Below are 946 nucleotides of genomic sequence, written 5' to 3'. Positions count from 1 at the left end.
CTTGCGCCGACTGGGCCGGCGACGCGTCGTCGGGCCGCGCTGAGGAAATGCTGGGCATCCGGTTCACGCCGCTTCGGGCCTGGGTTCGTGCCCAACCGTGGACGACGCTCGCGCAAGCGGCGGTCTAGCGTGCGCGACCACGACGACCACGACCACGACGGCGGCGTACGCACGGGCGCGCATGTGCGCTCGGACCTGACGGCGAGCCATGACGCGGCGACCCGAGACAGCAACTCGGACACGGTGGCAGCGAGAGGGGAGATCATCCGCCTGCACCGGATCATCGAGCGCTGGCTCTCCGGCCGCGCATCGCTCGACGGGGACGAGTTCGGAGGCTTCCGCGATGTGCTCGCCCCTGCGTTCACCATGGTCGACCCTGACGGCGCGCTGGTGGATCGTGAGCGCGTCCTGGAGGCGGTCCAGGCCGCGCACGGCACCGAGCCGACGATCGAGATCCGCATCCACGACATCGCCCTCGTCGCGGCCGACGCGGAGACGGTGGTCGCCACATACCGCGAGGAACACCGCGGCGCGACGTCGGGCCGATCGCAACGGCAAGCCACTGCCACATTCATCCGCGAACATCGCGCACCGCACGGACTGCGATGGCGGCACCTCCATGAGACCTGGGTGTGAACGGTCGGGATGGCAGTCTTGGTCAGACTCGCGCGGGGCAGGACAAAGCTCAGCCGTCGCTCAATGACCGCTACTTTGGGGATGGCTTCAAGCCTTCCTCTGAATCCCGGCGTGCTCCCCGTGCATGATTGGTCCGTTAACGGATCACACGGAGCGCCTGTCGGTTGCCAACACTCTGCGCCGACTCAGAGTGGATGCGCTATCCGCCAAGAAGCAGCGCCACGATCGGGGCGGGGAGGGCCCAAGCTGGATTAGTTGTGTCGGTCAGATTCTTGGTGGCAACGATTCCGGCTTGGTACTTGGCCTCGAT

1 protein-coding gene is annotated in these 946 nt (G+C 67.1%); it reads left to right on the top strand.

Annotated features, from left to right (window positions below; all coding sequences use genetic code 11):
- Positions 1-129: 129 nt before the first annotated feature.
- Positions 130-636 carry a DUF4440 domain-containing protein gene (locus tag ELR45_RS04030; protein ID WP_165367459.1) on the top strand — a complete coding sequence of 169 codons (507 nt, stop codon included), beginning with the start codon at positions 130-132 and terminating at the stop codon, positions 634-636.
- Positions 637-946: the final 310 nt, after the last annotated feature.

The organism is Phytoactinopolyspora endophytica (genome assembly GCF_004138495.1).
In the GTDB taxonomy this organism is placed as follows: Bacteria; Actinomycetota; Actinomycetes; order Jiangellales; family Jiangellaceae; genus Phytoactinopolyspora; species Phytoactinopolyspora endophytica.
The sequence above is the reverse complement of the archived record's forward strand: the minus strand, read 5'-3'. Positions and strand labels throughout refer to the sequence as shown.